The organism is Streptomyces sp. R302 (assembly GCF_012927245.1).
Classification (GTDB): domain Bacteria; phylum Actinomycetota; class Actinomycetes; order Streptomycetales; family Streptomycetaceae; genus Streptomyces.
In genome coordinates, this window is the sequence record NZ_JABBGE010000003.1 from 55304 (window position 1) to 76019 (window position 20716).

Consider the following 20716-nt stretch of genomic DNA (forward strand, 5'->3'; position numbering starts at 1 on the left):
TCGTGCGTAGGGTCGGGGGATGGCTGTCGAACTGCGCGCGGTGACCGAGTCCGAATTCCCCGACTGGATAAGGGCGTTGCGGACGGGTTTCCTGAACGAGCCGGTCGTGTCCGACGAGGTGGTCGCCGACCGGCTGGCCCATGTCGACCTCGACCGGACGCTGGCCGCCGTGGACGGCGGCCGGGTGGTCGCCACCTTCCGTTCCTTCCGGCAGGAGCTCAGCACCGTCGGCGGCGGCACGCTCGTCGCGGACGCGGTCACGCAGGTGACGGTGGCGCCGACGCACAAGCGGCGCGGGCTGCTGAGCCGGCTGATGGCGCGGGACCTGGCGGCGGCCCGGGAGCGGGGCGACGCGGTCGCGACGCTGATCGCCGCCGAGTACCCGATCTACGGCCGGTACGGCTTCGGCCCGGCGAGCTGGTCGACCGAGTGGAGCGTGGACCTGCGCCGGGCGGGTCTCGATCCGCGGCGCAGCGGACGCCCGGAGGGCGGTGGCCGGATCGATCTCGCCGACGGGGCGGAGATCCGCCGGATCGGCCCCGGGCTGCACCGGCGGCTCGCCGGTCTCCGGGCCGGTGTCACCGGCCGCACGGCGCGCAACTGGGACGTGGGCACCGGCGGCGGGCAACATCTGGAGCCGTGGACGGAGCCGTACTACGCGGTCTACCGCTCGGCTGCCGGGGAGCCCGAGGGATACGTGTCGTACCGCTGCGACGACAAGTGGGGCGACGGCAAGCAGCCGGAGAACACGCTGACCGTGCGGGACCTGATCGCGGCGACGCCGGCCGCCGAGCACGCGCTGTGGCGGTACGTCTGCTCGGTGGACTGGGTGGCGACCGTGCGGTCGGGCCACCGTCCGCCGGACGACCCGCTGCCGCTGCTGCTGCCGGATCCGCGGGCCGCCCGGACGGTGTCCCACACGGACATGGTGTGGCTGCGGGTCCTCGACGTGGTGCGGGTCCTGGAGGAGCGGACGTACCCGGTGACGGACGGTCTGGTCCTCGACGTGCGGGACGGGGACGGTTTCGCGGGCGGCCGCTATCGACTGGACGCCTCGCCGAAGGGCGCGTCGTGCGCCCCCACCACCGCCTCGGCCGATCTCGTGCTCGACGTGGCCGAGCTGGCCCGGCTGGTCCTCGGCGACGAGTCGCCGGTCCGGCTGGCCCTGCTGGGCCGGATCGAGGAGGCGGTGCCGGGCGCGGCGGCCAGGGCGGAACTGCTGTTCCGCACCCCGCTGCGGCCGTTCTCGCCGGACATCTTCTGACGCCGTTCCGTCAGCGCGTACGGAGGCGGAAGAGCGCGCCGGAGGCGGCGACGGCCAGGGCGAGGAGGCCGCCGCACCAGGCGAGCGCGGTCCACGGCGCGCCGCCGACCGGCTGGTCGAGGAGCAGGCCGCGCATCGACTCGATGAGCGGGGTGACGGGCTGGTGCTCGGCGAAGCCGTGCAGCCAGCCGGGCATGGTGTCGATGGGCACGAAGGCGCTGCTCGGGTAGGGCAGGAACATCATGAGGAAGGTGACCGTGTTGGCCGCCTCGGGGGTTCTGGTGACGAGGCCGACGGCGGCGGACAGCCAGGACACGGCGGTGATGTAGGCGAGCAGCAGGCCGGTGGCGGCGAGCCATCCGCCGGGGGTGGCGTCGGGCCGGAAGCCGATGAGGAAGGCGACGCCGAGGACGAGCGCGGTGGCCAGGAGGTTGCGGGCGACGGCGGCGACGACGTGGCCGGTGAGGAAGGGGACGGCGCCGACGTCGAGGGTGCGGAGGCGGTCGACGGTGCCGCGCCGCATGTCCTCGCTGACGGAGACGGCGGTGGCGGCGGCGCCGAAGCCGGCGCACAGGACGATGACGCCGGGGACGACGTAGGTGACGTAGCGGGTGTGGCCGGTGTCGATGGCGCCGCCGAAGAAGTAGACGAAGACCAGCATCAGCATCACCGGCATGACCAGGGCGGTGACGACGGCGTCGAGGTTGCGCCGGCTGAGGAGGATGCCGCGTCCGACGAGGGCGGTGGCGGTGGCGAGCGGGCTCGCGGTCGTGGTCGTGGTCGTGGTCGCGGTCGTGGTTGCTGTCGCTGTCGCGTCAGACACGGCTCGGCTCCTTCGTGGCGCTGGTGAGGGTGAGGAAGACGTCGTCGAGGGTCGCGCTGTGCAGGGTGAAGCGCTCGATGTCGGTGCGGTCCGGGTCGAGTGCGTCGAGCAGGGCGCGGACGTGGGCGGCGCTGCCGTCGGTGGGGACGCCGACGGTGAGGCTCTCCGGGGTGTGGGCGGTGGCGTGCGGGGTGAGCCGGAGGTAGGCGTCCCGGTCGCGGGCGACGAGGTCGAGGCGGTGGCCGGCGTACCGCCGCTTGAGTTCCTCGGGGGTGCCTTCGGCGAGGGTGCGGCCGCCGCCGAGGACGGCGACGCGGTGGGCGAGCCGGTCGGCCTCCTCCAGGTACTGGGTGGTGAGGAAGACGGTGGTGCCGTGGGTCGACAACTCGCGGACGGCGTCCCAGAGTTCGTTGCGGCTGCGGGGGTCGAGGCCGGTGGTGGGCTCGTCGAGGAAGACGACCCGGGTGGTGCCGGGGTCGCGGACGAGGCCGGCGGCGAGGTCGAGGCGGCGGCGCATGCCTCCGGAGTACGTCTTCGTCTGCCGGTCGCGGGCGTCGGTGAGCCGGAAGCGTTCGAGGAGCTCGTCGGCGCGGCGGGCGGCGGCCTTGCGGGAGAGGCCGGAGAGCCGGGCGGTGAGGCGGAGGTTCTCGGCGCCGGTGAGGGTCTCGTCGACGGCGGCGTACTGGCCGGTGAGGCTGATGGCGCGGCGGACGGCGCGCCGCTCGGCGACGACGTCGTGGCCGGCCACGCGCGCGTGCCCGGCGTCGGGGGTGGCGAGGGTGGTGAGGAGGCGGACGGTGGTGGTCTTGCCGGCGCCGTTGGGTCCGAGGAGGGCGAAGACGGTGCCGGTCTCGACGCGGAGGTCGAGGGAGTCGAGGACGCGGACGGTGCCGTAGGTCTTGGTGAGGCCGGCGGTCTCGATGGCGGGAGTTCCGGTGGCGGGAGGCATGGGTGTCCCCTTCTGCTGCGCTCGTCGGCGTACTGCGTATGCCTTACGCGTTACTGTGTAAGGGTTACGCATTACTAGGATGGGCGTCAAGCGAGCGAGGCGAGGAGGCGGCGCGGATGGCGGGTGACGAGGGCCGGAAGGGGTCCGGGGAGAGCGGCGGTACGTATCTGCTGCCGTCCGTGGAGGCTGCCTGGGGGCTGCGCGAGCGCCCCACCAAGGGGCCGAAGCCCGGACTCAGCCAGGACCGGATCGTCGCCGCGGCCGTGGACCTCGCCTCGGCGGAGGGGCTCGCCGCCGTCTCGATGGGGCGGGTCGCCAAGGAGCTGGGCGTCTCCACGATGTCCCTCTACCGGTACGTCTCCGCCAAGCAGGAGCTGTACGTCCTCATGCAGGAGGCGGCGACGGGCGCCCCGCCCGAGCTGTTCGGCCCGGACGCCCCCTGGCGGGAGCGGCTCGAACGCTGGGCCTGGGGGATGCGCGAGGTCTATCTGCGCAACCTGTGGCTGCTGCGGGTCCCGGTCTCCGGCCCGCCCGCGACGCCGCACGCGGTGGCCTGGTGGGAGAAGGCGCTGCTCGCGCTGGACGGGACCGGCCTCGACGAGGGCGCCAAGATCTCGGTGACGCTGCTCGTGGCCGGTTTCGTGAAGAACGACGCGCTGATGATGGCGGAGCTGGCCGAGGCCGTGGAGGCGTCCGGGTACGCGCCGGAGGAGGCGATGGTCCAGTACAGCCGCACCCTGCGCCGGCTCGTCGACCCGGAGGCGTTCCCGCGGGTGGCACGGCTGGTCGAGTCGGGGGTCCTGGACCGGCCCGACGCCCCCGACGGCGAGTTCCGCTTCGGCCTTGCCCGGATCCTGGACGGCGTCACGGCCCTCGTGGAGGGCCGCGCTTCCTGAATCGCCGTCAGGCGGCGATGGCCACCTCGGACTTCGGGGCCTCCGCCTGGGTGGTGCGCAGCACGGCCGCGGCGATCGCGAGGGCGGCGACCAGGAGGCCCGTACCGACCGCGAAGGCGAGGCGGTAGCCGCCGGTCAGGGCCTCGGCGGTGCTCCGGCCCGCCGCGTCGAGCGCCTCGGTGCGGGCGGCGGCCAGGGTGGTGAGGACGGCGACGCCGAGCGCCATGCCGATCTGCTGCGTGGTGTGGAAGAGGCCGGAGGCGAGGCCCGCGTCGGCCTCGTCGGCGCCGGACATCCCGAGCGCCGTGAGCGCGGGCAGGGCCAGGCCGAAGCCGGCGGCGAGCAGCATCACGGGGAGCAGGTCGACGGCGTACGAGGCGTGCGCCGGGAGCCGGGTGAGCAGGCCGAGGACGCCGGTCAGCAGGGTGAGGCCGGTGAGCAGGACGGCGCGCTCGCCGAAGCGGGTGATGAGCCGGGCGGCCGCGCCGAGCGAGACGGCGCCGATGGCCAGGGCGGCGGGCAGCATCGCGAGGCCGGTGGCGGTGGCGCCGTACCCCTGGGTCTTCTGGAGGTAGAGGGCGACCAGGACCTGGAAGGAGAACAGGGCGGCGACCATGAGCAGCTGGACGAGGTTGGCGCCGGCGACGGCCCGGGAGCGGAGGATCCGCAGCGGCATCAGCGGGGTGGCGGCGGTGCGCTGGCGGACCAGGAAGCCGGCGAGCAGGGCGAGGGCGAGCGCCCCGAGGCCGAGGGTGTGGGCCGAGCCGGCGCCGTACTCCTCGATGCGTACGACCGCGTAGATGCCGGTCATCAGGCCCGCGGTGACCAGGAAGGCGCCGAGCGCGTCGGCGCCGGCCCGCAGGCCGAGTCCCCGGTCGGCGGGGAGGGCGCGGGCGGCGAGGGCGATCGCGGCGGCGCCGATCGGCAGGTTGACGAAGAAGATCCAGTTCCAGGAGAGGGCGTCGGTGAGGAGTCCGCCGAGGACCTGGCCGAGGGAGGCTCCGGCGGCGCCGGTGAAGCTGAACACGGCGATGGCGCGGGCCCGTTCGCGCGGCTCGGTGAAGAGCGTGACGAGGATGCCGAGGCTGACCGCGGAGGACATCGCGCTGCCGGCGCCCTGGAGGAAGCGGGCGGCGATCAGGACGGTGGGGGTGGGGGGTCAGTTCTTCTGGCGGGCCCGGCGGGCGGTCGCCGGCGCCTCGACGGGCGTCTTCAGGTGCCCCTCGGCCAGCCGGCCCAGCGCGCGGACCAGCACCTCCCGCTCGCCCTCCGGCAGCGAGTCGAGGGCGCCCGCGTGCACGCCGTCCACGATCCGCCGGCTCTCCGCGGCGAGCCGCGCGCCCGCCTCGGTGACGGCGATGATCCGCGCCCGCCGGTCCGTGCTCGACGGGCGCCGCTCGGCGAGCCCGGCCTTCTCCAGGGCGTCGACGGTGACGACCATCGTCGTCTTGTCCATGTCGCCGATCTCGGCGAGCTGCGCCTGGGTCCGCTCCTCCTCCAGGGCGTGGACGAGGACGCAGTGCATCCGCGCCGTGAGCCCGATCTCCGCCAGCTCCGCCGCCATGCGCGTCCGCAGGACGTGGCTCGTGTGGTCGAGGAGGTAGGAGAGGTCGGGCTCGCTGCGGCGGGGCGTCAAGGCGGTCATGGCGCCAGGATAGGGGAGGTCGGTCCGTCGCGGATTATCGGAAACCGGAGGATCGGATCCCGGGGGCTTCAGGCGAGCGGCTGCTGGAAGACGATCTGGTTGCCCGCCGGGTCGAGGAAGGCGCACTCGCGGACGCCGTACGGCTGGTCCACCGGCTCGCGGAGGACCTCGGCGCCCGAGGCGGCGATCCGCTCGAAGGCCGCGTCGCAGTCGTCCGTACCGAAGATCGCCGCGCGCAGCAGCCCCTTGCGCATGAGGTCGACGACCGCCTGGCGGTCGGTCTCGGAGGCGCTCGGGTCGGCGAGCGGCGATTCGAGGACGACCGACACGTCGGGCTGCGCGGGCGAGCCCACGGTCACCCAGCGCATGTCCTGGAAGCCGACGTCCTTGCGGACCTCCAGGCCGAGCGCGTCGCGGTAGAAGCCGAGCGCCTTCTCGTGGTCGTCGACGGTGATGAAGGTCTGGGAGAGGTTGATGTCCATGCCCTCCACGCTAGGGAGCGCTGTCGAGCGGCGCTTCTCCGTTCCTGACCGGTCGCGAGGCCACCTTGGCGACGCAGGCGGGCAGGGCGGCGTCGCCGCCGTGCGCACGGGCCCGGTACGCGCTCGGCGTCTCTCCGACCAACTGGGTGAAGCGCGAGCTGAAGGAGCCGAGTGACGTGCACCCGACCTCCATGCAGACGTCCGTCACCGACAGGTCCCCGCGCCGCAGCAGCGCCTTGGCCCGCTCGATCCGCCGGGTCATGAGATAGCTGTACGGGGTCTCCCCGAAGGCGGCCCGGAAGCTCCGCGCGAAGTGCCCGGCCGACATCAGCGCCGTCTGCGCGAGCGCCGCCACGTCCAGGGGCAGCGCGTACTCCCGGTCCATCCGGTCCCGCGCCCTGCGCAGGCGCCGGAGGTCGTCGAGGGGGATGCGGGTCGCCACGTCCTCACCGTACCGGGAACACTGTTGCAAGCAGAGTGCTTGCAATAGTTAGCAAGCGGTGGCAGGGTACGGACCATGGCATCGCTCAACGTCGGCAACCTCGGCAGCCTCGGCGACTACCTGCGCGAGCAGCGGCGCACCGCGCAGCTCTCGCTGCGGCAGCTCGCCGAGGCCGCCGGGGTGTCGAACCCGTACCTGAGCCAGATCGAGCGCGGACTGCGCAAACCCAGCGCCGAGGTGCTCCAGCAGGTCGCCAAGGCGCTGCGGATCTCGGCCGAGACGCTCTACGTGCGGGCCGGGATCCTCGACGAGAAGGACCGCGAGGAGCTGGAGACGCGGGCCGTCATCCTCGCCGATCCCTCGATCAGCGAGCGGCAGAAGCAGGTGCTGCTCCAGATCTACGACTCCTTCCGCAAGGAGAACGCGGCGGAGTCCGAAGCCACCGGCTAGTACGCCACACGCTTGTACGCCCCACCGGGAGGACCATCAGCATGGCCATCATCGACGAACTGCGTACCCCCCTCTACTTCGCCGCCGGCACCGCCGACCTCGCCGTCCGCCAGGCCCGCAAGGTGCCCGCCCTGATCGAGCAGCTCGCCGCCGAGGCGCCCGGCCGGATCGAGGCCGTGCGGAAGACCGACCCGAAGGCCGTGCAGGAGAAGGTCCAGGAGAAGGTGCAGGCCACGGTCGCCGAGGTCGTCGGGGCCGTCGGCCGTCTCGACACCGACCTCAAGAAGACCGACCTCAAGAAGCTGGGCGAGACGGCGCAGGACCTCGCCCTGCGGGGCGTCGGCGTGGCCGCCGAGTACGCGGTGAAGGCGCGCGAGAAGTACGAGGAGGTCGCCGCCCAGGGCGAGGAGACCGTCCGCGCCTGGCGCGGCGAGACGGCCGAGCCGGTCACGGAGATCACGGTCGTGGTCGAGCCGGAGGCGGAGGCGGAGACGCCCGTCGCAGAGGCGCCTGTCGCGGAGCCCGAGCCGGTGGCCGAGCCCGCGCCCAAGCCCGCGGCCGCCCGCAAGGCCGCCGCCCGCAAGACCCCCGCCAAGAAGGCTGCCGCCGACAAGGCGGACGTGGCGGACGTGGCGGCCGAATAGCGGATCCGGGCACCATTCCTGGGGTCCGGAGCGTTGGAACGGGTACCTTGACCGCGAGGCGCGTACGTACCCCATGACCCCCTAGGCGGTGTTCAGCATGCTGATGGACCGGTTCGACAACACCCTCAACCTGCTGATGTTCCTGGTCTTCACCGGCTTCGCCATCGCCTCGTTCGTCATCGCGGCGATGGTCAGGGAGGACGCGTACCGGGCCGCGGACAAGCAGACGAAGAGGTTCTGGCTGATCCTCCTCGGGGTCAACCTCGCCCTGAACCTCTTCCTCCCCCATTTCCTCTTCCTGCTCATCGCGGGCCTGATCGCCGCCATCGTCTTCATGGTCGACGTCCGTCCGGCCCTCAAGCAGGTCATGGGCGGCGGAGGCGGCGGGGGCCGGCGCGGCGGTTCCAGCAGCGACGGCCCGTACGGCCCCTACAACGGCGGCCGGTAGCGGCCGCCGTTCCAGGGGCGTCACGGTGTCGGGCGCGAGGCCCGGGGGAGCTACCCCCGGGCCCCGCCGCGTTCCAGGGCCAGCAGGGCCACGTCGTCGGTCAGCTCGCCGCCGTTGAGCGTGCGGGCCTCCGCCATCGCCGCCTCCAGGAGCGCCTCGCCGCGCAGGCCCCCGGTCAGCTGCCGGTTGATCATGTCGACCATGCCCTCCTGCCCGAGCCGCGGCGAGCCGGGGCCCGCGGTCCGGCCCTCGATCAGGCCGTCGGTGTACAGCAGCAGGCTCCACGCCCCGCCCAGCTCGACCTGGCGGCGCGGCCAGCGGGCGCGCGGCAGCAGACCCAGGGCCGGGCCCCCGTCCTCGTACGGCAGCAGGCGCGCCGTCCCGTCCCGCTGGGCGACCAGCGGCGCCGGGTGGCCGGCCAGGCAGAGCCCGGCGCGGCGGCCGTCGGGCGCGATGTCGACCGTGCAGAGGGTCGCGAAGATCTCCTCGCTCTCGCGCTCGTGCTCCAGGACCTGCTGGAGGGTGGAGAGCAGGTCGTCGCCGCAGAGCCCGGCGAAGGTCAGGGCGCGCCAGGCGATCCGCAGTTCGACGCCGAGGGCGGCCTCGTCGGGGCCGTGGCCGCAGACGTCGCCGATCATGGCGTGCACGGTGCCGTCCGGGGTGCGGACGACGTCGTAGAAGTCGCCGCCGAGCAGCGCCCGGGAGCGGCCGGGCCGGTAGCTGGCGGCGAAGCGGAGGTCGGAGCCCTCCAGGAGCGGGGTGGGCAGCAGGCCGCGCTCCAGGCGGGCGTTCTCCTGGGCGCGCAGCCGGGACTCGGCGAGCTTCACCTTGGCGGCGTCGTTGCGCTTGCGCTCGACGGCGTACCGGATGGCGCGGCTCAGGAGCCGGCCGTCGAGCTCCTCGCGGAAGAGGTGGTCCTGGGCCCCGACGCGTACCGCCTCGGCGGCGAGCCCCGCGTCGGCGGAGGGGGCGAGGGCCAGGACGGCGTGCCGGGGCGCGAGGCGCAGGATGTGGCGCAGCGGGGCGAGCGGGTCCTCGTCGGCCGCGCCCCGGGGCACGGGCAGCGAGAGGTCGACGAGGACGCAGTGGACGTCGTCGGTGAGGAGCCGCTCGGCCTCGGTGAGGTTGCGGGCGGTACGGATGCGGATCCGGGTGCCCGCGGCGCCGGCGGCGTCGAGCAGCTCGGGTACGGCGAGGGCGCCCGCCGGGTCGTCCTCGACGACCAGGAGGGTGAGGTCGGTGCGGTCGCGGTCGCGGTCGGCTCCGGCTCCGGCTCCGATGCCGGAGCCGGTGGTCGTCCCTGTGCTGGTTCCTGTGCCTGTGCCTGTGCCGGCTCCTGTGTCTGTGCCGGTCGCCGCGTCGGTCGCGGCGGTGGCGTCCATGGCGGCGGTGTCGCATGGCCCCGCAGCAGAGACGATTCTCTGGCGCGGTACGGATACGGGCATCGGTCCGGGTTTCCTTCCCTCCCCCGAGGGTGCGCCGGGCGCCGGGTGGCGGCCCGCCCGTCCGGGACCATAGCGGCAGTGCGGCGCCCGACGGAATGGCGATCACTCCGCGGGTGCCGGGCTCTTCCTTGGCATATGCCGCGGATGGGGAGGTAGTTGCGCTCCGATCGGGCGCGGCCGGGCCCCGGACCCATGAGAAAGGTCACTCGGGCCCGGTCGTGTGTCAGGTCGGGCGTCGCGCCGGGCGGAGGATCGTCGGGCCGGGGCCTCAGGACGGGCGGACGATGCCGAGGATCTCCATCGAGCCGGCGCCGGCCACGGTCACGTTCCGGCCGGGCCGGGGCGCGTGGACCATCTTCCCGTCGCCGATGTACATGCCGATGTGGCTGGCGTCCTTGTAGTAGACGATCAGGTCGCCAGGGCGCATGTCCTTCGGCTGCACGCGGGGGAGCAGCCGCCACTGCTCCTGCGAGGTGCGCGGGATGCGCTCGCCGGCGGCGGCCCAGGCGGACTGGGTGAGGCCGGAGCAGTCGAAGGAGTCGGGGCCCTCGGCGCCCCACACGTACGGCTTGCCGACCTGCGCGAGGGCGGCCTCGACCGCCTTCGCGCCCTCGGCGGTGGACGCGGCGCCGAGTTCGTCGAGGATGCCGGTGTCCAGCCACTTGGTCTGGGCCCGCTGCCGGGCCTGCTCCTCCAGGCGGCGCAGCCGCTCGCGCTCCTCGGCGGCGAGATCGCTCTCCAGCTTCTTCGCCGCGGCGATCTTCTCGTTGATCTCCTTCTTCGCGGCGGCCTGCCGGACGCGGTCGGCCTCCAGCTTGGTCCAGTTGTCGCCGGCCTCCGAGGCGTAGGTGTCCAGCTCGGCCTGGGCGCGGGTGAGTTCGCCGAGGAGGTCGCTGGTGGCCTTGGCGCCCTCGCGGAGCCGGCCGGCCGTGTCGAGGTAGAGCTGCGGGTCGCCGGAGAGGGCGAGCTGGGCGCTCCGGGGGATGCCGCCGCTGCGGTACTGGGCGCGGGCGGCGGCGCCGGCCTGGGCCTTGAGGGCGTCGATCCGCGCGCGGCCGCCCTCGATCATGCGGGCGAGCCGGACGATCTCGGCGGACTGGGTCTCGGTGCGCTCCTCGGCGAGGTTGTACGCGTCGGTGGCGGCGGCCGCCTGGTGGTAGAGCGCCTCGATCTCCGTACGGACCTCTTCGAGGGTCTTCTTCGGCGCGGGCGGCGGCAGCGGGGCGGCGGCGGCCTGGAGGCTGAACGCCGGGGAGGCCAGGACGGCCAGGGCGCAGGCCACGGTGACCGCGGCGGCGGCGTACGGACGTCGGCGTCGTCGGTTCACTGGTTTCCCCCTCGCGGCACGGGTGTCCCCCCTGGGCCGCTTTCTGATTTACCGTCAGTAACTTGTGTGGTCCTGGCGATAGTGCCACGTGAATCCGGAAAACGACAGGTACCCCACCAGAGTGACGCCCGAGGAGCGGTGGACGTTCCCCCGACCTTTCAGGAGCGCGTTTTCAGGAACGTGCTTTCAGGAGAGTGCTGTCAGGAGCGTGCTTTCGGGGGCGCGCTGTCAGGCGCGAGGTGCCAGCGCGTCCCAGCGGACCGTGACCTCGCCCTGGCGCCACCGCTTCGGGCCGTCCGTGACCGGCCAGTCCGCCGCCAGGTCCCGGACGGCGCGGATCCAGCGCTGCCGGGCGCCCAGGGAGGCGTACGGGGCCGCCGCTGCCCAGGCCCGGTCGAAGTCCCGCAGGAAGGCGTGGACCGGTTCGCCCGGCACGTTGCGGTGGATCAGCGCCTTCGGGAGGCGCTCGGCGAGGTCCGAGGGGCGGTCGAGCGAGCCGAGCCGGGTCGCCAGGGTGACCGTGCGCGGGCCGCCCCGGTCGAGCGCCACCCACACGTGCCGGCGCCCGATCTCGTCGCAGGTCCCCTCGACCAGGAGCCCGCCCGGCGCGAGCCGCCCGCAGAGCCGCTCCCACACCGCCGCGACCTGCTCCTCGTCGTACTGGCGCAGCACGTTCGCGGCCCGGATCAGCGCGGGCGCCCCCGGCACCGGCACCTCGAAGCCGCCGTGCACGAAGCGCAGGCCCTCGTGCCGCTCCTCGTACGGCTTCGCGGCCTCGACCCTGGCCGGTTCGATCTCGATCCCGTACAGCAGGGTGCGGGGCTCGGCGGTGCGCAGCCGCGCCAGGAGCTCCACGGCGGTCCAGGGGGCGGCGCCGTATCCGAGGTCGACGGCGACCGGCGGCTCGGGGGAGCGGCGCAGGGCGGGGCCGTGGACGGCGGCGATCCAGCGGTCCATGCGGCGCAGCCGGTTGGGGTTGGTGGTCCCGCGGGTCGGGGTGCCGACGGGGCGGGTGGTGCGCGGGGCCATGGGACGAGGATACGGAGCGGGGCCGGGGGAGCGGCCCCGGCGCCGCCTGTGCGACCGCCGGACCCGACGCCGGCACCCGCTCCGTAACCGCCCGTGTCCGTCTGCGTAACCCCGGCCGTCCTTCGGGTAATGAATTGGCAAAACGCCGGACGTGGCGGAAAGGGCGGAAATGAAGAAGGCGGTTCCGGCGTTGTGCGGGGCGGAGGACGTGGACCGCGCCCTCCGCCTGTCATGTCCGCACGCCAGGCCCCTCTCGCGGAAGGACCGCCGACGTGAGCCAGTACGTGTCCCGGTTCGCCGGCACCCGGCACCGGCACCCGGCAGCGGCCACACGGCTTCGGCTGCCGGGCCGCCCCCGCACCCCCCGCCGGGTGGCCATGCTCTCCGTGCACACCTCCCCGCTCCACCAGCCGGGCACCGGCGACGCGGGCGGCATGAACGTCTACATCGTCGAGCTCGCCAAGCGGCTCGCCGCCATCGACATCGAGGTCGAGATCTTCACCCGGGCCACCACCGGCGGCCTTCCCCCGGTGGTCGAGCTGGCGCCCGGCGTCCTGGTGCGGCACGTCGACGCCGGCCCGTACGAGGGCCTCGCCAAGGAGGAGCTGCCGGCGCAGCTCTGCGCCTTCACGCACGGCGTGATGCAGGCGTGGGCGGGCCACCGCCCCGGCCACTACGACCTGGTCCACTCGCACTACTGGCTTTCCGGCCACGTCGGCTGGCTCGCCGCCGAGCGGTGGGGCGTCCCGCTCGTCCATGCCATGCACACCATGGCCAAGGTCAAGAACGCGGCGCTCGCCGAGGGCGACACCCCCGAGCCGGCCGCGCGGGTCATCGGCGAGACCCAGATCGTCGCCGCCGCCGACCGGCTGATCGCCAACACCACCGAGGAGGCCGACGAGCTGGCCCGCTTCTACGAGGCGGACCCCGGCAAGATCGCGGTCGTCCACCCCGGGGTCAACCTCGACCGCTTCCGGCCCGCCGACGGCCGCGCCGCCGCCCGCGCCCGCCTCGGGCTGCCGGCGGACGCCTTCGTGCCGGTCTTCGCCGGCCGGATCCAGCCCCTCAAGGCCCCGGACATCCTGCTGCGCGCCGCCGCCCTGATGGTGGACCGGGACCCCTCGCTGCGCTCCCGCATGGTGGTGCCGGTCGTCGGCGGCCCCAGCGGCAGCGGCCTCGCCAAGCCGGAGCAGCTCCAGAAGCTCGCCGCCCGCCTCGGCATCGCCGACCTCGTCCGCTTCCACCCGCCGGTGGGCCAGGAGCGGCTCGCGGACTGGTTCCGGGCCGCGTCGGTCCTCGTCATGCCCTCGTACAGCGAGTCCTTCGGGCTGGTCGCGATCGAGGCGCAGGCGGCCGGCACCCCGGTCGTCGCGGCGGCGGTGGGCGGCCTGCCCGTCGCCGTACGGGACGAGCGGACCGGCTTCCTGGTGCCGGGCCACGACCCGGCGGAGTACGCGCGCGTGCTGGACCGTTTCGCCGCCGACCCGGGTCTCACGGTCCGGATGGGCGAGGCGGCGGCGCGGCACGCCGAGTCCTTCGGCTGGGACACGGCCGCGTCGGGCACCGCCGACGTGTACACGGCCGCCATGCACGACCACCGCCAGCGCACGCACCACCGTCGCGTACGCTCCCACCATGGCTGACGCGCAGGACACACCGGTCGCTCAGGACGCACGGGCCGCTCAGGACGCACGGGCCGCTCAGGCCCCACGGCAGACCGAGGCCCGGCAGACCGAGGCCCGGCGGATCGTCGAGGACACCCTCACCGAGGCGGAGCTGGAGTGGGAGAGCCCCGCGCCCGGCTCGTACGTGGTCAAACTCCCCGGCACCCGCAAGCTGTTCACCACGCTGTCGCTGCGCCTGGGCCGCCACTCCCTCTCCCTCAACGCCTTCGTCGTCCGCCACCCGGACGAGAACGAGGCCGGCGTCCACCGCTGGCTCCTCGAACGGAACCTCAGGCTGTACGGAGTGGGGTACGCGATCGACCCGCTCGGCGACATCTACCTCGCCGGCAAGCTGCCGCTGGCCGCCGTCACGCCGGAGGAGCTGGACCGGCTGCTCGGCTCGGTCCTGGAGACGGCGGACGGCGACTTCAACACGCTGCTCGAACTCGGCTTCGCGTCGGCCATCCGCCGGGAGTACGCCTGGCGGGTCTCCCGGGGAGAGTCGACGCGGAACCTCGACGCGTTCAGGAACCTGACGCGGGAGCCGGCTCCTTCGTCCCCGGCTCCGCCCCCGTCCCCGGCTCCGTCTTCGCCGGAACAGGACTGACAGCGGGCTCCTGCTCGGCCAGCGCCTTCCGCAGCCGCAGCGTGTACCCGACGGCGGCGAGGAGACCGACGCCGAAGGTGCCGGCCCACAGGACGTCCGAGCCGGGCCCGCCGACGATCGCGCCGGCGAGGATCGGCGCGACGAAACCGGCGACCGCCCACGACATGCCCATCACGCCCTGGTAGCGGCCGCGGGCGTGCTCCGGGGCGAGCCGGGCGGTGGCGGCGGCGTTCGTCGGCACGTGCACCATCTCGCCGACCGTCCACACGACGACGGTGGCGGCGAAGGCGACGGACGAGCCGGCCAGCGCGGTGGCGCCGGTGCCGACGGCGAAGAGCAGCGAGGAGACGGTGAGCAGGGCGACCGGCGAGCGCCGCTCGGTCACCTTGTTGACCAGCAGCTGGAAGGCGACGATCACGATGCCGTTGACGGCGATGACCAGACCGTACGAGGACGGGGGCAGGCCCTGCCCGGCCATGGTCAGCGGCAGGCCGATCCAGGGCGCGGTGAAGACGAGGCAGACCAGCAGGTTGAGCAGCACGAGGGTCCGGAAGGGCGCGTCGCGCAGCACGTCGAGCATCGACACCTTCTCCGCCGCCCCGCTCTGCCCGGCGGCCTTCTCCGCGGCCCGCTCGGGCCGGGTCTCCGGCAGCCGCAGGAAGACGATCACGGCGCAGAGGGTGGTGGCGACGGCGTCGACGAGGAAGAGGGTGCGGTAGCCGAGGAAGGCGGCGGCGCCGCCCGCGATCGAGGCGACGGCGAAGCCGAGGTTGAGGGCCCAGTAGTTGAGGGCGTAGGCGCGGCGCACGTCGTCGGCGGGGACCATGTCGGCGATCGTCGCGTTGATGGAGGGGCGGACGGCCTGCATGGCGACGCCCATGAGCAGCACGACGGCGGCCACGCCCCAGGCGCTGGTGACGAAGGCGAGCGCGGCGGCGCAGGAGGCGCCCGCGAGATGCATGGTGATCATGGTGGGGCGGCGGCCCCAGCGGTCGGTCAGCATGCCGCCGAGCGGGGAGCCGGCGACGCCGCCGAGGCCGTGGAGGGCGACGACGAGACCGGCGAACCAGGCGGAGTGGCCCAGCTCTTCGGTCAGGTAGAGGGAGAGGAAGGTCAGGACGAAGGCCCCGGTCCTGTTGACCAGGGTCGACAGCCAGAGCCACCAGAAGCCCTGCGGCAGACCGGAGACGGTGGCATGGGCCGACCGTCTGAGCGAATCGATGGACATATGAGGTGCTCCCCCGCGTGCTGTAAGACCCTCCAACAGCTCTCGAAACTTACGCATCTCGGCTGGCGGACGCCAGCGAATTGACGACGCGCGTCAATCGTCAGCGGTCCATTAGGCTCGTACGCATGGCCGACGCACCGTACAAGCTGATCCTCCTCCGCCACGGCGAGAGCGAGTGGAACGAGAAGAATCTGTTCACCGGATGGGTGGACGTGAACCTCACCGCGAAGGGCGAGAAGGAGGCGACGCGCGGCGGCGAGCTGCTCAAGGACGCCGGCCTGCTCCCCGACGTGCTGCACACCTCCCTCCAGAAGCGCGCCATCCGCACCGCGCAGCTCGCGCTCGAGTCCGCGGACCGCCACTGGATCCCGGTGCACCGCTCCTGGCGCCTGAACGAGCGTCACTACGGCGCCCTCCAGGGCAAGGACAAGGCCCAGACCCTGGCCGAGTTCGGCGAGGAGCAGTTCATGCTCTGGCGCCGCTCGTACGACACCCCGCCGCCGCCGCTCGCCGACGACAACGAGTACTCCCAGGCCGGCGACGCCCGCTACGCGACCATCCCGCCGGAGCTGCGCCCGCAGACCGAGTGCCTCAAGGACGTCGTCGAGCGCATGCTCCCGTACTGGTACGACGGCATCGTCCCGGACCTCCTCGCCGGCCGCACCGTCCTGGTCGCCGCCCACGGCAACAGCCTCCGCGCCCTGGTGAAGCACCTCGACGGCATCTCCGACGCCGACATCGCGGGCCTCAACATCCCCACCGGCATCCCCCTCTCGTACGAGCTCGACGAGAACTTCAAGCCCCTCAACCCCGGCGGCACCTACCTCGACCCGGAGGCCGCCGCGGCCGCCATCGAGGCCGTCAAGAACCAGGGCAAGAAGTAACCCTTACCCACGAAAGAGCCCCCTACCTGCGGTTTCTCCGCTAGGAGGGGGCTTCTTCGTGGGCTGGGGCCGTGTGTGGGCCGTCAGGGGGTTGGGGCCGTGCGCTCTCCGGCCTCCGGCTCCTGTCGCCACTCCGCTTCCGCGCCGGCGCTCCGGAGCACCGAAACGGCGGACTGGGCCTCGTAGTCGCCCAGCCCTTCGAGGACGATGACGGGGGCTTGCCGAGCCAGGACCCGGCTGTGCCACAAGCTCAGTCCGGTCAGCTTGCGCAGCGCCAGGATCACGTCCGTTTGGCGCAGCCCGCAGTCGACGAGTACCACCTCGTGGGACGGGTCGTCGCAGAGCAGCGTGTAGTACTCGGCGGACTCGTCGTCGGTCATCTCGCTCTCCCTTCCTCAGCGACCAGGAGCGTAGGCACCCTCGAAGACGGCAGCCACGGCTTTTCGGGTGCGCTCCCGGCTGCTCGGCATGAGGTGGGCGTACACCCGCAGCGTCAGACCGGGGTCGGAGTGTCCCAGGTACTCCGCCAGGGCCTTGACGTTCTCTCCGGCGTTCAGGAGCACCGAGGCGTAGAGGTGCCGAAGCGCGTGCATCCCGTGCTCACGTGCGGAGGCATAGCTCTGCTGCCCCTTCTCCCGCTCCGGGATGACGCCGGCCGCGGCGAGGGCGGGTTTCCACTGGTCGGTGTGGAACATGCTCCGCCAGACGCGGTTGCCCAGGGGAGCGGTGAAGATCAGCTGCTTGGTCACGTGCTGCCCGCGCTGGGATATCCACGGCGGTGTGATGTCGACGGGTGGGAACTTCGCCAGGTGCGCGCGGGGCGCATCGGCGACGGGCTCGGGCACTTGGCGACCTAGGCGGCGACGGCCTGTTCGGTCAGCTCCTCGCCGTCGCCAAAGGCGCCGATGGGTTGGACGTCGAGCTGGGTGCCCCAGGTGAGGGTGAGGTCCTGGGCGATGCCGTGGGCGGGGCCGTCGAAGCGGATGACGGCGTGGAAGTGGATGGCGCCGCGTTTCTGGTACTCGGCGACCTTGCCGAAGGAAACGCGGGACTGTTCGCGGGCGGCTTTCTGGGTGAGGCCGGCGCGGGCGGCGATCTCACGGCGAAGGTGGATCGTGAAGTACCGCCACAGCTCGGAGGCGTGGTTGTTCCACAGCACCGCGCCCGCGTAGTCGTATGAGGACGGGTCGAGCGGGGTTCCCAGCTTCGGGGCGTCCTCGGCGTGCTGGGCCCCGCAGCGGCAGGGGCGGTCGACGGGTCGGTTGTGGACGGGGCCGAAGGACGGGGCGGTGAGGGTGGCGAAGACCCGGGGTGTTCCCGGATCGTTTCCGGGGTGCCTTTGTCGGGGTCGCCGGTGAGTCCGGCGCGGTTGGTGCGGGTGCCGGTGCCCTTGCAGGCGGGGCAGGCGGCGGCGAGGGTGCGGCGCCGGCCGTCGGGGGTGACGTTGCCGGTGGTGATGTGGACGACGGGAAGCCGTCGCAGTCGCGGCAGACGCGCCGGGCGGGGGTGTTCTCGGGCATCATGAGTGCTCCCTTTCGGGTCCGGTGGATCTGGAATGGGGTGAAGGCGCCCGGGGCGGCGGAAGTTTGGCGACCGAGACCGCCCCCGGGGGCCGCTAGCGGGTGTTGCGCCTGCCGTGAGCCTTGACCGCGTACATCGACGCGTCGGCGGCCGATAGGACGTCGGTCAGGACCGGGACCGGCAGCTGGTCGCGGTGGCAGTGGCCGACCGAAGTGGAGACCGGCAGGACGTGCCCACGGTGGGTGACCGGCGAGTCCAGCACGGCCCGGAGTTCGGCGAGGCCGGGGGTGTGGGCGGGGTCGGTGACGATGGGGGCGAACTCGTCCCCGCCGAGTCGGGCGGCGAGGCCGTGCCGGCCGCACCAGTTGCCCAGCCGGTGGGCGGTGGCGGTGAGGACCGCGTCACCGGCGGCGTGGCTGTGGGTGTCGTTGATGGCTTTGAAGTCGTCCAGGTCGGAAGCGCGCGGGTTCCCGGAATCCTGAACGTTGGTAAGCCGGAACCTGCATGCCAGCTGATGGCTGCGGCGGTCCCACGCGCGGGTTCCGGGCCGGCTGACGGGACATGGTGAGCGAAGCCCGTTTCTGCCAGGAGGATCGGGAAGACCACAGCTGACCTGAAAGACGCATCCCGCCTGGAACTTCGGCTTCGACGACGGCGACGAACTCACCTGGCGACTGCCCTGACAGGCTGCTCTGTACGATCACCGAATACTGGGCTCTGGTCCGCCTGTCCTGTGCGGAGATCAGCAAGGGGTGCCCTGTCCGGATGGTTGAGGGAGTTGGCGGGTGTCCGCTTTGGACTTCTACGCTCACGTCGCCGTTTGCGGTGAGGTCCTGGGAGTTGGCCTCGGTGCCGACCCGGAAGCCTGGGAAGCCGCCCTGGGGGCGGCATGCCTCGATGTTCCCGGTGGTGGCCTACTGCGGCGGGACTACGGGCTCGTGGAAATCAACTTCTCGCCGGACCAGCCAGGGCGGCAAGGGCAGATGTCGTGCTTCGGCTTCGGCGTGAAGATCCAACGACTGCTGTACGACCAGTCCCCGAGCACCGTGCCGTCCCCGCTCTCGCGGGCGTACGGGGAATTTGCACCCAGAGTCCCCTTCAAGGAACTGCAGACCGCCATCCTGGCCCTGGGCCACACGATCGAACTCGACAAGCACAACACGTCGAGTGACATGGACTGCTACCGCGTATCCGCGTCCGCCGCCCGCATCCACGTCGTCGCTGACCCTGACCCGTACGGGTCGGGCGACCCAGATCCAGACGGACATCAGAGGGGCGACGTCTGGTCCGTCGACGTGTGGTGACCAGCTGGCGACCTCCCAGCAGTGTCCGTGATATCTCCTCGCTACGAGGAGCGCCGGGCGACCATCACCTGCGCGGCGGGCAACGATCTGAAGAGCGCGCCACCCAGCTGATCAGCCACACTCAAGCCCCCCGTGCCGCATCCAACCGCCTAGCCCGCAGGCCAATGTGGGTTCGGCGTGCCGTCATCGCTCATGTGCGCCCGTCGCCAGATTTCGTTCCACTGGAACGGGGTCTCCGGCACGAACCGGTGCCGCTGCCCGCACGGACATGGCGCCAGCGCCCGCGCGCACCCACGGCACAGCTCGACCCAACCGTGCCCGGTCGAGCTCAGCACTCGTGGTCCCTCATCCCCACAAGCCGGGCAGCCGGGCGGATCGGCACCGTCCAAAATCGCGTTCTGCCGCCGGACGTACTCGGACAGACGCAGCGACGGGTGGCGAAACGGGTCTTCGAACCAGGCCCGGTCGGGGCTTTCCCGCCAACTCTGCAGCCACCACGGCCGAGGGTTCGGTACAGCCCGCCGCCCAGCCTGCTTCTCAGCCCGGCGCTGCGCTGCGTACTCGTCTGCCCGCACGAGCCACAGCACCCGCGCCTCGTGCAGTTCCTCCACCGCCCGCGCCAACGCGTCCGGGTCCGCCTCCAACCGACAAGGGATCGCCGCGCTGAGCGTGAGGTGGTGGTATGTCGCCCGCAGGCCGTAGGGAGCAAAAACGGTGAGGCAAGTGCGCAACGCGCTGTGCCGCCGCTGGAGGGGGAGCCGGGCGTCGTGCACGCGAGCTCGGTGGGTCACGAAGCTGGTCATGACGTAGGCACCAGGTCCAGTGCCCGTGCCAGGGCGGCAGTGACGGCGGCAGCGTGTGCCGGCAGGTGTTGTTCAGCCCAGGTTTCGGCAAGGCTGAGGAAGTCCTGCAGATCCTGCTGGGCGCCGGTGACGAGCGTGCCCATCTGGTCTACCGACAGCTCGATCACCGGGCTGCTGTCCGTCTCGTGGGCGTCGAGCGTCAGCCGGACGATGTCGCCAAGACGTTCAGCCGTCGAGGACGGATCGTGGCCGAAGTAGGCGCAGCCGGTGCCGTTGAGCACCTCCAGCCAGTCGCGCCAGGTCTCCAAGCCGTTGCAGCAGCCCGGGTCGACGAAGACGATGTCGGTGGCGTTGTCGGTCACCCGGAAGCCGCCGGCGGCGAACAAGTCAGGCATGGTGAGCAAGCCGTGCAGGAAGGCGCCGAGCGGGTCGGTCGGGCACGGCCCGTGCTCCTCCTCCGGCTCGAAGTCGTTGCAGTCGGCGATCTGCATAACCGCCGTGCCGACCTCCGCCGGAGTGAGCTCCCCGTTCAGCACGAGGTAGCCATATGACTCGTGCTCGCGAACAGGCCAGAGCGCGAAGTCGTCGGCTGCGGAGACCTCCAGAACGGGTTGCATCACAATCACATGGGGATGATGCCGGACCCACTGCTACACCGCCACGGGCTTTCAGCCGGCATCGGGCTCGGAGCGTTTCCTGCCCGCGGGCGGCGTGAGGCACTGCTGTCCCGTCGGCACCACGGAGCGGTTGGTTTCCGATCAATGGCTGAACCCCTGCTGTAGTACCGGCGGGCAGGTCGATCTGGAGTTGCGTGGCTCGACCTCGCAGGAGCCCCCGTCGACCGGCTGTCGGCGGGGGCTC

The 20716-nt window shown here is 72.6% G+C and carries 22 protein-coding genes and 3 pseudogenes; 9 read left to right on the forward strand and 16 right to left on the reverse strand.

The genetic code is table 11. From position 1 onward, the window contains the following. Positions 1–19 precede the first annotated feature (19 nt). A complete protein-coding gene (locus HHL19_RS09680; RefSeq protein ID WP_169087751.1) occupies positions 20–1264 on the forward strand; it encodes a GNAT family N-acetyltransferase in 1245 nt (414 codons plus the stop codon). Between the two features lie 10 nt (positions 1265–1274). On the opposite strand, the gene HHL19_RS09685 is transcribed toward HHL19_RS09680, so the two are convergent. Beyond that, entirely contained in the window at positions 1275–2087 is an 813-nt protein-coding gene (locus HHL19_RS09685) for an ABC transporter permease (protein ID WP_169087753.1), read from the reverse strand. Next, on the reverse strand, positions 2080–3036 hold the full coding sequence (locus HHL19_RS09690) for an ATP-binding cassette domain-containing protein (protein ID WP_169087755.1): 957 nt from the start codon (positions 3034–3036) through the stop codon (positions 2080–2082). The genes HHL19_RS09685 and HHL19_RS09690 overlap by 8 nt, the downstream gene beginning before the upstream one ends. 116 nt (positions 3037–3152) lie before the next feature. Here HHL19_RS09690 and HHL19_RS09695 point away from each other — a divergent pair, with 116 nt between their 5' ends. Further along, positions 3153–3932 (forward strand): TetR/AcrR family transcriptional regulator, encoded by a 780-nt coding sequence (locus HHL19_RS09695; RefSeq protein WP_169087756.1) that lies wholly within the window; start codon positions 3153–3155, stop codon positions 3930–3932. 7 nt (positions 3933–3939) lie between these two features. Here HHL19_RS09695 and HHL19_RS09700 read toward each other — a convergent pair. From HHL19_RS09700 to HHL19_RS09715, 4 genes and pseudogenes are all read right to left on the reverse strand, one after another. Continuing rightward, positions 3940–5085 (reverse strand): annotated as a pseudogene (locus tag HHL19_RS09700) (MFS transporter); the annotation flags it as partial. A gap of 6 nt (positions 5086–5091) precedes the next feature. After that, positions 5092–5577 carry a MarR family winged helix-turn-helix transcriptional regulator gene (locus HHL19_RS09705; RefSeq protein ID WP_169087758.1) on the reverse strand — a complete coding sequence of 162 codons (486 nt, stop codon included), beginning with the start codon at positions 5575–5577 and terminating at the stop codon, positions 5092–5094. Between the two features lie 68 nt (positions 5578–5645). After that, complete coding sequence (locus HHL19_RS09710) at positions 5646–6059, reverse strand: VOC family protein (protein ID WP_169087760.1); 414 nt, start codon at positions 6057–6059, stop codon at positions 5646–5648. Between the two features lie 10 nt (positions 6060–6069). Beyond that, positions 6070–6489, reverse strand: coding sequence for a helix-turn-helix transcriptional regulator (locus HHL19_RS09715; RefSeq protein ID WP_169088924.1), 420 nt, complete (start codon positions 6487–6489; stop codon positions 6070–6072). A gap of 87 nt (positions 6490–6576) precedes the next feature. Between HHL19_RS09715 and HHL19_RS09720 the strand changes: the two genes are divergently transcribed. The 3 genes from HHL19_RS09720 to HHL19_RS09730 all read left to right on the forward strand — a co-directional run bounded on the left by HHL19_RS09720 (position 6577) and on the right by HHL19_RS09730 (position 8043). Next, positions 6577–6951: a helix-turn-helix transcriptional regulator gene (locus HHL19_RS09720; protein WP_169087762.1), complete on the forward strand. Its 375-nt coding sequence runs from the start codon at positions 6577–6579 to the stop codon at positions 6949–6951. A gap of 41 nt (positions 6952–6992) precedes the next feature. Beyond that, positions 6993–7595, forward strand: coding sequence for a hypothetical protein (locus tag HHL19_RS09725; protein ID WP_169087764.1), 603 nt, complete (start codon positions 6993–6995; stop codon positions 7593–7595). 97 nt (positions 7596–7692) lie between these two features. Further along, positions 7693–8043 (forward strand): DUF2516 family protein, encoded by a 351-nt coding sequence (locus tag HHL19_RS09730; protein ID WP_169088926.1) that lies wholly within the window; start codon positions 7693–7695, stop codon positions 8041–8043. Positions 8044–8093: 50 nt separating this feature from the next. Here the strand turns inward: HHL19_RS09730 and HHL19_RS09735 are convergent, their stop codons facing one another. The 3 genes from HHL19_RS09735 to HHL19_RS09745 form a co-directional block, all read right to left on the reverse strand. Further along, positions 8094–9488, reverse strand: a complete 1395-nt coding sequence (locus HHL19_RS09735) for a fused response regulator/phosphatase (protein ID WP_169087766.1) — start codon at positions 9486–9488, stop codon at positions 8094–8096. Positions 9489–9756: 268 nt separating this feature from the next. Then, on the reverse strand, positions 9757–10815 hold the full coding sequence (locus tag HHL19_RS09740) for a C40 family peptidase (RefSeq protein ID WP_169087767.1): 1059 nt from the start codon (positions 10813–10815) through the stop codon (positions 9757–9759). A gap of 228 nt (positions 10816–11043) precedes the next feature. Then, positions 11044–11844, reverse strand: coding sequence for a class I SAM-dependent methyltransferase (locus HHL19_RS09745; protein WP_169087769.1), 801 nt, complete (start codon positions 11842–11844; stop codon positions 11044–11046). Positions 11845–12116: 272 nt separating this feature from the next. Between HHL19_RS09745 and mshA the strand changes: the two genes are divergently transcribed. Both mshA and HHL19_RS09755 read left to right on the forward strand, forming a co-directional pair. Beyond that, on the forward strand, positions 12117–13487 hold the full coding sequence (mshA, locus tag HHL19_RS09750) for a D-inositol-3-phosphate glycosyltransferase (protein ID WP_169087771.1): 1371 nt from the start codon (positions 12117–12119) through the stop codon (positions 13485–13487). Next, positions 13480–14115: a YbjN domain-containing protein gene (locus tag HHL19_RS09755; RefSeq protein WP_169087773.1), complete on the forward strand. Its 636-nt coding sequence runs from the start codon at positions 13480–13482 to the stop codon at positions 14113–14115. The genes mshA and HHL19_RS09755 overlap by 8 nt, the downstream gene beginning before the upstream one ends. On the opposite strand, the gene HHL19_RS09760 is transcribed toward HHL19_RS09755, so the two are convergent. Further along, positions 14033–15343 carry an MFS transporter gene (locus tag HHL19_RS09760; protein ID WP_169087775.1) on the reverse strand — a complete coding sequence of 437 codons (1311 nt, stop codon included), beginning with the start codon at positions 15341–15343 and terminating at the stop codon, positions 14033–14035. The two genes, HHL19_RS09755 and HHL19_RS09760, sit on opposite strands and share 83 nt — an antisense overlap. A 125-nt stretch (positions 15344–15468) precedes the next feature. Here HHL19_RS09760 and HHL19_RS09765 point away from each other — a divergent pair, with 125 nt between their 5' ends. Next, on the forward strand, positions 15469–16227 hold the full coding sequence (locus tag HHL19_RS09765; RefSeq protein WP_043226197.1) for a phosphoglyceromutase: 759 nt from the start codon (positions 15469–15471) through the stop codon (positions 16225–16227). Positions 16228–16310: 83 nt separating this feature from the next. Here HHL19_RS09765 and HHL19_RS09770 read toward each other — a convergent pair whose 3' ends face one another. From HHL19_RS09770 to HHL19_RS38460, 4 genes and pseudogenes are all read right to left on the reverse strand, one after another. Beyond that, complete coding sequence (locus HHL19_RS09770; RefSeq protein ID WP_169087777.1) at positions 16311–16607, reverse strand: ribosomal protein L7/L12; 297 nt, start codon at positions 16605–16607, stop codon at positions 16311–16313. Positions 16608–16622: 15 nt separating this feature from the next. After that, positions 16623–17072 (reverse strand): annotated as a pseudogene (locus tag HHL19_RS09775) (tyrosine-type recombinase/integrase); the annotation flags it as partial. 11 nt (positions 17073–17083) lie between these two features. After that, positions 17084–17595 (reverse strand): annotated as a pseudogene (locus HHL19_RS09780) (replication initiator); the annotation flags it as partial. Between the two features lie 247 nt (positions 17596–17842). Then, complete coding sequence (locus HHL19_RS38460) at positions 17843–18415, reverse strand: GGDEF domain-containing protein (RefSeq protein ID WP_346768271.1); 573 nt, start codon at positions 18413–18415, stop codon at positions 17843–17845. A 118-nt stretch (positions 18416–18533) separates the two neighbouring features. Between HHL19_RS38460 and HHL19_RS09790 the strand changes: the two genes are divergently transcribed. Beyond that, positions 18534–19052 carry a hypothetical protein gene (locus HHL19_RS09790; protein WP_169087779.1) on the forward strand — a complete coding sequence of 173 codons (519 nt, stop codon included), beginning with the start codon at positions 18534–18536 and terminating at the stop codon, positions 19050–19052. 149 nt (positions 19053–19201) lie between these two features. Here the strand turns inward: HHL19_RS09790 and HHL19_RS09795 are convergent, their stop codons facing one another. Then, positions 19202–19855 (reverse strand): hypothetical protein, encoded by a 654-nt coding sequence (locus HHL19_RS09795; protein ID WP_169087781.1) that lies wholly within the window; start codon positions 19853–19855, stop codon positions 19202–19204. After that, on the reverse strand, positions 19852–20472 hold the full coding sequence (locus HHL19_RS09800) for a hypothetical protein (RefSeq protein WP_169088932.1): 621 nt from the start codon (positions 20470–20472) through the stop codon (positions 19852–19854). The genes HHL19_RS09795 and HHL19_RS09800 overlap by 4 nt, the downstream gene beginning before the upstream one ends. Positions 20473–20716: the final 244 nt, after the last annotated feature.

What these genes read in the sequence shown, in the direction of transcription:
- HHL19_RS09680 (WP_169087751.1), top strand. Translation starts at nt 20, where the DNA reads ATGGCTGTCGAACTGCGCGCGGTGACCGAGTCCGAATTCCCCGACTGG.
- HHL19_RS09690 (WP_169087755.1), bottom strand. Translation starts at nt 3,036, where the DNA reads ATGCCTCCCGCCACCGGAACTCCCGCCATCGAGACCGCCGGCCTCACC.
- HHL19_RS09695 (WP_169087756.1), top strand. Translation starts at nt 3,153, where the DNA reads ATGGCGGGTGACGAGGGCCGGAAGGGGTCCGGGGAGAGCGGCGGTACG.
- HHL19_RS09705 (WP_169087758.1), bottom strand. Translation starts at nt 5,577, where the DNA reads ATGACCGCCTTGACGCCCCGCCGCAGCGAGCCCGACCTCTCCTACCTC.
- HHL19_RS09710 (WP_169087760.1), bottom strand. Translation starts at nt 6,059, where the DNA reads ATGGACATCAACCTCTCCCAGACCTTCATCACCGTCGACGACCACGAG.
- HHL19_RS09720 (WP_169087762.1), top strand. Translation starts at nt 6,577, where the DNA reads ATGGCATCGCTCAACGTCGGCAACCTCGGCAGCCTCGGCGACTACCTG.
- HHL19_RS09725 (WP_169087764.1), top strand. Translation starts at nt 6,993, where the DNA reads ATGGCCATCATCGACGAACTGCGTACCCCCCTCTACTTCGCCGCCGGC.
- HHL19_RS09730 (WP_169088926.1), top strand. Translation starts at nt 7,693, where the DNA reads ATGCTGATGGACCGGTTCGACAACACCCTCAACCTGCTGATGTTCCTG.
- HHL19_RS09735 (WP_169087766.1), bottom strand. Translation starts at nt 9,488, where the DNA reads ATGCCCGTATCCGTACCGCGCCAGAGAATCGTCTCTGCTGCGGGGCCA.
- HHL19_RS09745 (WP_169087769.1), bottom strand. Translation starts at nt 11,844, where the DNA reads ATGGCCCCGCGCACCACCCGCCCCGTCGGCACCCCGACCCGCGGGACC.
- HHL19_RS09755 (WP_169087773.1), top strand. Translation starts at nt 13,480, where the DNA reads ATGGCTGACGCGCAGGACACACCGGTCGCTCAGGACGCACGGGCCGCT.
- HHL19_RS09760 (WP_169087775.1), bottom strand. Translation starts at nt 15,343, where the DNA reads ATGTCCATCGATTCGCTCAGACGGTCGGCCCATGCCACCGTCTCCGGT.
- HHL19_RS09765 (WP_043226197.1), top strand. Translation starts at nt 15,469, where the DNA reads ATGGCCGACGCACCGTACAAGCTGATCCTCCTCCGCCACGGCGAGAGC.
- HHL19_RS09770 (WP_169087777.1), bottom strand. Translation starts at nt 16,607, where the DNA reads ATGACCGACGACGAGTCCGCCGAGTACTACACGCTGCTCTGCGACGAC.
- HHL19_RS09795 (WP_169087781.1), bottom strand. Translation starts at nt 19,855, where the DNA reads ATGACCAGCTTCGTGACCCACCGAGCTCGCGTGCACGACGCCCGGCTC.
- HHL19_RS09800 (WP_169088932.1), bottom strand. Translation starts at nt 20,472, where the DNA reads ATGCAACCCGTTCTGGAGGTCTCCGCAGCCGACGACTTCGCGCTCTGG.